Source organism: Phenylobacterium sp., assembly GCF_016124325.1.
Classification (GTDB): Bacteria; Pseudomonadota; Alphaproteobacteria; order Caulobacterales; family Caulobacteraceae; genus Phenylobacterium.
Genome location: NZ_WGNY01000052.1, coordinates 20,897 through 28,601, shown reverse-complemented (window position 1 = coordinate 28,601; position 7,705 = coordinate 20,897). Strand labels below are relative to the sequence as shown.

General features: G+C 68.3%; 6 protein-coding genes and 1 pseudogene. 6 read left to right on the top strand and 1 reads right to left on the bottom strand.

Going from position 1 to position 7,705, the window contains the following annotated elements; all coding sequences use genetic code 11:
- From GC203_RS23035 to alr, 6 genes and pseudogenes are all read left to right on the top strand, one after another.
- A pseudogene (locus GC203_RS23035) lies at positions 1–157 on the top strand (30S ribosomal protein S6); the annotation flags it as partial.
- 18 nt (positions 158–175) lie between these two features.
- Positions 176–454 carry a 30S ribosomal protein S18 gene (gene rpsR / locus GC203_RS23030; protein ID WP_293459263.1) on the top strand — a complete coding sequence of 93 codons (279 nt, stop codon included), beginning with the start codon at positions 176–178 and terminating at the stop codon, positions 452–454.
- Between the two features lie 14 nt (positions 455–468).
- A complete protein-coding gene (rplI, locus tag GC203_RS23025; protein ID WP_293459262.1) occupies positions 469–1,053 on the top strand; it encodes a 50S ribosomal protein L9 in 585 nt (194 codons plus the stop codon).
- 167 nt (positions 1,054–1,220) lie between these two features.
- On the top strand, positions 1,221–3,695 hold the full coding sequence (locus GC203_RS23020) for a TonB-dependent receptor (RefSeq protein ID WP_293459260.1): 2,475 nt from the start codon (positions 1,221–1,223) through the stop codon (positions 3,693–3,695).
- Between the two features lie 157 nt (positions 3,696–3,852).
- On the top strand, positions 3,853–5,343 hold the full coding sequence (locus tag GC203_RS23015) for a replicative DNA helicase (protein ID WP_293459258.1): 1,491 nt from the start codon (positions 3,853–3,855) through the stop codon (positions 5,341–5,343).
- A 7-nt stretch (positions 5,344–5,350) separates the two neighbouring features.
- The gene (alr, locus tag GC203_RS23010) at positions 5,351–6,436 is read left to right on the top strand and encodes an alanine racemase (RefSeq protein ID WP_293459256.1); all 1,086 of its coding nucleotides are present in this window, start codon (positions 5,351–5,353) and stop codon (positions 6,434–6,436) included.
- Here alr and GC203_RS23005 read toward each other — a convergent pair.
- Positions 6,433–7,632: a Yip1 family protein gene (locus GC203_RS23005; RefSeq protein ID WP_293459254.1), complete on the bottom strand. Its 1,200-nt coding sequence runs from the start codon at positions 7,630–7,632 to the stop codon at positions 6,433–6,435. The two genes, alr and GC203_RS23005, sit on opposite strands and share 4 nt — an antisense overlap.
- Positions 7,633–7,705: the final 73 nt, after the last annotated feature.

The following is a 7,705-nucleotide window of genomic DNA, read 5'->3' as shown; positions in this document are numbered from 1 at the left end:
GGACGTGGTCAAGGAGATGGAACGCCAGCTGTCGATCAACGAAGACGTGCTGCGCTACATGACCGTGCGCGTCGACGAGCTCGACCTCGAGCTGTCGCCGATCCTCGCCCGCCGCGATCGCGACCGCGAACGCCGCGACGATTCCCCGTCGTTCTAAGAAAGGGAGGCTCATCGCATGTCCGAAGAAACCTCCACGGCCCCGGCCGCCGGCGCGCCCGCTTCGAGCGCCCCGCGCCGTCCGTTCTTCCGCCGCCGCAAGGTGTGCCCGTTCTCCGGCGCCAACGCCCCGAAGATCGACTACAAGGACGTCAAGCTCCTGCAGCGCTACGTTTCCGAGCGCGGCAAGATCGTGCCGTCGCGCATCACCGCGGTCTCCGCCAAGAAGCAGCGTGAGCTGGCCCGGGCCATCAAGCGCGCCCGCTTCCTGGCGCTGCTCCCCTACGTCGTGAAGTAAGGGAGGCTCAGACCATGAAAGTCATTCTGCTCGAACGGCTGGAAGGCTGGGGCGGCCTCGGCGACGTCGTCACCGTCAAGGACGGCTTCGCCCGCAACTTCTTGCTCCCCCGCCAGAAGGCGCTCCGCGCCAACGCGGCCAACCTCAAGGTCTTCGAAGCCCAGCGCGCCGAGATCGAGGCCCGCAACGCCAAGGCCAAGGAAGCCGCCGGCAAGGCCGGTGAAAAGCTCGACGGCGCGTCCTACGTGATGATCCGTCAGGCCGGCGAAAGCGGCCAGCTCTACGGTTCGGTGACCGGCCGCGACGTGGCCGACGCCGTGAACGCCGAGGGCGGCAAGATCGAACGCGCCATGGTGGTGCTGGACAAGCCCATCAAGACGCTCGGCCTGCACGAGGTGAAGGTGCGCCTGCATTCGGAAGTGACGATCACCGTCACCCTGAACATCGCGCGCAGCCAGGACGAGGCCGACCGCCAGGCCCGTGGCGAAAACGTCATCAGCTCGCAGTTCGAGGAAGAGCGCGCGGCCGCCGACCAGGCCGCCGCCGATCTGCTCGAAGGCGGCGCCGGCCAGCAGGAATTCGCTGCCGCCGAGACCTGATCTGGCGTCATATCGACGATGTTAAAGCGGCGCGGGGCCCAGGCCTCGCGCCGTTTTCTCACAGTAGTGTTGCAGTTTTGTCATTTGCGTCAAAACCGTGACTCCCTAGCTTCCCCCCATTCAGCAATGGAGACCGGACTCATCCCGGCCGCTGGAGGGGAATTTTCATGATCAATCGCCATCTTCTGTTCGCTGCGGCTTCCGCGGCGAGCCTGCTCTCGACGGCAGCCTACGCCCAGGTCGATTCGGGCTCCGCGGTCGACGAGGTCGTCGTCACGGGCACACGCACCGAGGGCCGCACGCGCCTCCAGTCCATCGCCCCCGTCGACGTGATCAACCAGAACGCGCTGTCGCGGGTCGGCGTGACCGAGATCAACCAGGCCCTGTCGGTCGCCCTGCCCTCCTTCAACTTCCCGCGTCCGGGCCTCGCCGACGGCACCGACACCATCCGCCCGGCGACCCTGCGCGGCCTCTCGCCCGACCAGGCCCTGGTGCTGGTGAACTCCAAGCGCCGCCACGCCGCCTCCCTGGTGAACGTCAACGGCACGATCGGCCGCGGCGCGGCCGCCGTCGACCTCAACACCATTCCCTCCGCGATCGTGCAGTCGGTCGAGGTGCTGCGCGACGGCGCCTCGGCGCAGTACGGCTCCGACGCCATCGCCGGCGTGCTGAACCTGCGCCTGCGTGAAGCGAACCACGGCGGCAACCTCACCGCCACCTACGGCGCCCGCGTCACCACGGTGAAGACCGACGTCCAGGCGCCGCCCGCCGGCGCCGGCTGGACGGTCGCCGACAAGGCCAAGTACGACCGCACCGACGGCGAGACGGTCAACATCTCGGGCTGGACGGGCCTGCCGCTGGCCGACTCGGGCTTCCTCACCGTGGCCGGTGAATACCTCGACCAGAAGAAGACGATCCGCACCGCGCCCGACTGGCGTCAGAACTATCCGCTGGTCAACGGCGCCTTCGACCCGCGCGAGCTGACCTTCGACCGCTACGACGCCTGGTTCGGCGATCCCAAGATCAAGCAATGGACCCTGTTCGCCAACGCCGGCTACGACGTCAGCGACGACGTGCACCTCTACGGTTGGTCCAGCTACCAGCACCGCGACTCCACCTCCGCCGGCTTCTTCCGCCGCGCCCAGGACTCGCGGAACGTCATCGAGATCTATCCCGACGGCTTCCTGCCGCTCATCAACCCGGTCGTGAAGGACTTCTCCGTCGCCGGCGGCGCCAACTGGAAACTGGCCGGCTGGGACATGGACACCTCGCTGGTCTACGGGTCCAACAAGATGGACTTCACCATCCGCGACACGCTGAACCGGTCGATCGGCCCGGCCAGCAAGACCGTGTTCGACGCGGGCGGCTTCAAGTACGACCAGCTCGTCTTCAACACCTCGGCCGTACGCGAGTTCGACGTCGGCCTGGCTGCGCCCCTGAACGTGGCGACGGGCGTCGAGTGGCGCCGCGAAGGCTATTCCATCCGCGCCGGCGAGCCGGATTCGTATCGCAACGGCGGCGTGCTGCTGAACGGCCAGCCGACGGCTTCGGGCGCCCAGGTGTTCCCGGGCTTCCAGCCCAAGAACGAGGTCGACAAGCACCGCCATTCGATCGGCGTCTATCTGGACCTCGAGACCAACCTGACCGAGAAGCTGCTGGCTTCGGCGGCCGGGCGCTACGAGCACTACTCCGACTTCGGCGACACGGTCACCGGCAAGGCGGCCCTGCGCTACAACTTCACCGATGCGTTCGCGCTGCGGGCCTCGATCCAGAACGGGTTCCGGGCGCCGTCGCTGCAGCAGCAGTACTTCACCGCCACCTCGACCAACTTCATCAACGGGGTGCCGTTCGACATCACGACCTTCCCGGCGACCGATCCGGTGGCCGCGGCCCTGGGCGCCAAGCCGCTCGACGCCGAGAAGTCGGTCAACTACGCCGTCGGCGCGGTGATGCAGCTGGGCGAAGTGAACGTCACGATCGACGCCTACCGCATCGACGTGAACAACCGCATCGTGCTGTCTGAGAACCTGACCCAGACCAACGTCCGCGACTATCTCCAGTCCCAGGGCTTCATCGGCATCGGGGGCGGCCGCTTCTTCATCAACGGCGTCGACACCAAGACCGAAGGCGTCGACATCATCGCCAACTACAAGCTGGCCACCGACGAGATGGGGACGTTCGGCTTCACCCTGGCGGCCAACTTCAACAACACCAAGGTCCAGAAGGTGCCCCAGACGGCTCAGCTCGCAGCGTTGAATCCGGCGCCGGAACTGTTCGGCCGGGTCAACATCCTGACCTTCGAGGAGGGCACGCCCGACTCCAAGTTCACCGGCACGGTCGACTGGAACCGGGGGCCGTTCGGCGTCACGTTCCGCACCACTCGCTATGGCAAGGTGCTGAGCCCGGGCACCACGGCCGCCACCGACCTCGAGCTCAAGGCCAAGTACGTGGTCGATCTGGAAGGCCGCTGGGACGTCAACGAGCGCGTGCGTGTTTCGGTGGGCGCCGACAACCTGTTCGACCAGTACCCGACCAGGACGCCGGCCTCGCTCAACAGCACGTCGAACACGCCGTTCTCGAACTACTCGCCGTTCGGCCGTTCGGGCCGCTACGTCTACGGACGGGTCGCCCTGAACTGGTAGTCCGGCCGTCACCGGAGGCTGCGGCGGAATCGAAGGCCGATCCCGCCGCGGCCTCAAGGTCCAGCTTTGTCCACAGTCGCAAATTGTGTGTGGAAAGTCGGTCGTGAGGCGGCTCGTCACGGTCCCCGTGACGAGCCCCTTCATATATCCGTAACGAATGGCTCTCGTTCCGGCGCTCGACCTTCGCCCCGTCTCCAACGATATCGCGATCCCGCACGTCCCGGCCAATGTCGAGGCCGAGCAGGCGCTGCTGGGCGCCCTGCTCTACGACAACGCCGCGTTCGAGCGGCTGGGCGACAACCTGCAGCCACGCCACTTCTTCGAGCCGTTCCACCAGCGGCTCTTCGAAGCCATCGAAACCCACATCCGAAAAGGGCAGCTCGCCGAGCCGATCCTGCTGGCCCAGCAGTTCGCCAGCGACCCGGCGTTCAATGAGCTGGGCGGCGTCCGCTATCTGGCCGACCTGGTCGACCGCGCCCCGCCCGCCGCCAACGCGCCCGACTACGCCCGCGCGGTCTACGACCTGGCGCTGCGCCGCGACCTGATCCGCATCGGCGGCGAGATCACCACGACGGCCCAGCAGGGCGACGCCGAGCTCGACGCCCGCGACCAGATCGAGGCGGCCGAACAACAGCTCTACCAGCTCGCCGAGACCGGCAGCGTCTCACAGGGCTTCGTCGCCTTCGCCGACGCCCTGCAGGGCGCGGTCGCCATGGCGGCCGAGGCCCACGGCCGCGACGGCGGTCTGGCCGGCCTCTCCACCGGCCTCCTCGACCTAGATCAGAAGATCGGCGGCCTGCACCCGTCCGACCTCGTGATCCTGGCGGCCCGGCCGTCGATGGGAAAGACCTCGCTCGCCTGCAACATCGCCTTCGACGTGGCGCGGCACTACGCGTGGGAGCCCCAGCCTGACGGCTCCAAGAAGACGGTGGCCGGCGGCGTGGTGGCCTTCTTCTCGCTCGAAATGTCCTCCGAACAGCTCGCCATGCGCCTCCTCGCCGAGGTTTCCGGGGTTTCGGGCGACCGGCTGCGCAAGGGCGAAATCGATGCGATGGAGTTCGGCCGGGTCCGCGACGCCGCCATCGAGATCCAGGAAGCTCCGCTCTACATCGACGCCACGGGCGGCATCACGCTCGCCAAGCTCACGGCCCGCGCGCGGCGCCTGAAGCGAATGGTCGGGCTGGACCTGATCGTCGTCGACTATCTGCAGCTCATCACCACCGGGGCCGGCGGCCCCGACAACCGCGTGCAGGAGATCTCGATGATCACCCAGGGCCTGAAGGCCCTGGCCAAGGAACTGAAAGTGCCGGTGCTGGCGCTGTCGCAGCTGAGCCGCCAGGTCGAGAACCGCGAGGACAAGAAGCCCCAGCTGTCCGACCTGCGCGAATCCGGCTCGATCGAACAGGATGCCGACATGGTGATGTTCGTCTACCGCGAGAGCTACTACCTGAGCCGCCTGGAGCCCCAGGAGAATACGCCGGAGCACTTCGAGTGGCAGGAGAAGCTGGACCGCGTGAAGGGCCTCGCCGAGATCATCATCGGCAAGCAGCGCCATGGTCCCATCGGCACCGTGAAGCTCTCGTTCAACGAGGACCTGACCAAGTTCGGCAATCTGGCGCGTGACAGCGGCCGCTACGATCCTCACTAGACATCGGATGACCTCACCCGACCGCGCGCGCCTGACGATCGATCTGGACGCGCTGGCCCACAACCGCGACGTCATCGCCGCCGAAGCGTCGGGCGCCGAGGTGGCCGGGGTGATCAAGGCCGACGGCTATGGCCTGGGCGCCGGGCCGATCGCGCGACGCCTGCACGCCGAGGGAACCCGCAGCTTCTTCGTGGCTCGCACCTCGGAGGCGGAAGCGCTCCGGGCCGAACTCGGCGGACGCGAAGCCACGATCTACGTGCTGGACGGCCTCCTGGCGGGGGCGAGCGACCGCCTCGCGGCCGCGGGGGCGACACCTGTCCTCTCCACCCTGCCCCAGGTCTCCGCCGCCCAGGCGCGGGCGGCCGCCCACGGGCCCTACCCCGTAGCGCTGCAGGTCGACACCGGCATGAACCGCCAGGGCCTGACGCTGGAGGAGGCGCGCGCCGTCGCAGCGGCGCCGGGCGGCCTGCGCGGGCTGGACGTGCGCCTGCTGGTTAGCCACCTCGGCTCGGCGACCGATCCGGCGGAAACACGCAACCCCGAGCAGTTGGCCCGCTTCCGCGAGGCTCGCGCCCTGTTTCCGGACAGCCGCGCCAGCCTCGCCGCCTCCGCCGGCGCGTTCCTGGGTCCCGACTACCGCCACGATATGGTGCGCGCCGGCGTCAGCCTGTTCGGGGGTGGGCCGGAGGAACGGCCCGATCCGCGCCTGCGGGCCGTGGCGACGCTCACGGCGCCGGTCGTCGACGTCCGCAACCTTCGTCCTGGCGACCGGGTCGGCTATGGCGCGCATTTCACCGCCGCCCGGCCCATGCGCGTGGCCGTCCTCGCCGCCGGCTACGCCGATGGGGTCATCCGCGCGGCGATGGGCAAGGGCTTCGCCTGGGCCGCCGGGGCGCGCCGCCCGATCCTGGCGATCAACATGGATTTGGCCGTCATCGACCTCGGCGACGCGCCGCTCACGATCGGCGACCATGTGGAACTGCTCGGTCCGAACGCCCACATCGACGAGCTCGCCGCGGCGGCCGGCACGGTGGCCCACGAGGTGCTGGTGCGCCTCAGCCGCCGCGCCGAGCGGATCTACATCGGCGCCTAGCCCGCCTTCGCGAGAGCCTCCAGGCGCGGCAGGCCGACGGCGCCGACCGCCGCCTTCAGCTCGTCGATGCTCACGCCGTCGCCGGTGGCCTCGATCATGAACCGGTCGCCCACCAGCACCTTGTATTCGCCGTGGCGGCTGTCGCGGTCGTAGCTCTCCTCGGTGAACCGGCCGTCCACCTTGCCCACCTTTTCGTAGCCGCTGGCGGTCTCCTTGGACGATTTCACGTCGAAGGCGCTGGCCATGCCGGCGAAGGCGCCCGCGGCGCCCAGGTCGGTCACTTCCAACCGCATGTGCGCATCGCCGCGCTCGTAACGCGCCTTGACGCCCGAGCCCTGGATGCCGCCGACGCCGCCGGTCGAGGCTTCGACCTCGGTCCGCGAATAGCCGGCGATGCTGGCCGGCAGATAGCCCTTCAGCACGTCGGGGTCGGTGGGCTGGACGCCCTCGCCGCTCTGGATCTGCTTCGAGGCGGCCTCCATCCTTTTGGACGCCTCCTCCAGCTTCCCGAGATCGATCGAACCCTGGCCGGGGATGTTCACCTTGCCGGTCACATGGCCCGGCGCCGACATCCCCATCCGCGAGCCGCCCAGCATGCCCATGGTGGCCACGCCGCCGGCGACGGCGCCGATCACGATGCTGAGGACGATGGCCACCACAAGCACCACCACGAAGTACGGCAGCGCCTTGTCCTGCGGCGTCTTCATCAGCTTGGGCAGCCCCAGGTAGAGCAGGTAGAGGCTGTAGAGCCCGCCCAGCAAGGCGATGATCGCCAGCATCGGGATCAGACCGAAGATCCCGGCCACCCAGGACGCGGTCGGCGCATAGGCCGCGACCTTCATCGCCTGGGTCCGATCCTTCGTCCCGCCGAAGTTGGGGGCCAGCGCCTCGATGATCAGCGCCATCACGAAGACCATCGCCAGGCCCAGGCCGAAGCTCACGATCGCCTGGGCGACCGCCGCCACGGGGTTCGGGCGATAGCTGAAGCCGAAGGCCCCGATCCCGAACACCAACGAGCCGATCAGGGAGCAAACCGGCGGAATCGCCGCCAGCGGGATCACGTAGCGCGTATAGAGTCCGCTCGTCGTCGCCGGTTCGGTGTCGATCACGTCCCAGGTGGCGGACGGCTGCATGAGGATCGCCTTGACGCGCGCGATCAATCCCGCGCCGGCGGATCCCGGTTCAACGATGCTCATCTTGGTCTCCAGCCCTCATTCGACCAACGTTCCCCTTAGACTGACCCTAGACCAAGCGTCGGCGACGGCAAGC

What these genes read in the sequence shown, in the direction of transcription:
- rpsR (WP_293459263.1), top strand. Translation starts at nt 176, where the DNA reads ATGTCCGAAGAAACCTCCACGGCCCCGGCCGCCGGCGCGCCCGCTTCG.
- rplI (WP_293459262.1), top strand. Translation starts at nt 469, where the DNA reads ATGAAAGTCATTCTGCTCGAACGGCTGGAAGGCTGGGGCGGCCTCGGC.
- GC203_RS23020 (WP_293459260.1), top strand. Translation starts at nt 1,221, where the DNA reads ATGATCAATCGCCATCTTCTGTTCGCTGCGGCTTCCGCGGCGAGCCTG.
- GC203_RS23015 (WP_293459258.1), top strand. Translation starts at nt 3,853, where the DNA reads ATGGCTCTCGTTCCGGCGCTCGACCTTCGCCCCGTCTCCAACGATATC.
- alr (WP_293459256.1), top strand. Translation starts at nt 5,351, where the DNA reads ATGACCTCACCCGACCGCGCGCGCCTGACGATCGATCTGGACGCGCTG.
- GC203_RS23005 (WP_293459254.1), bottom strand. Translation starts at nt 7,632, where the DNA reads ATGAGCATCGTTGAACCGGGATCCGCCGGCGCGGGATTGATCGCGCGC.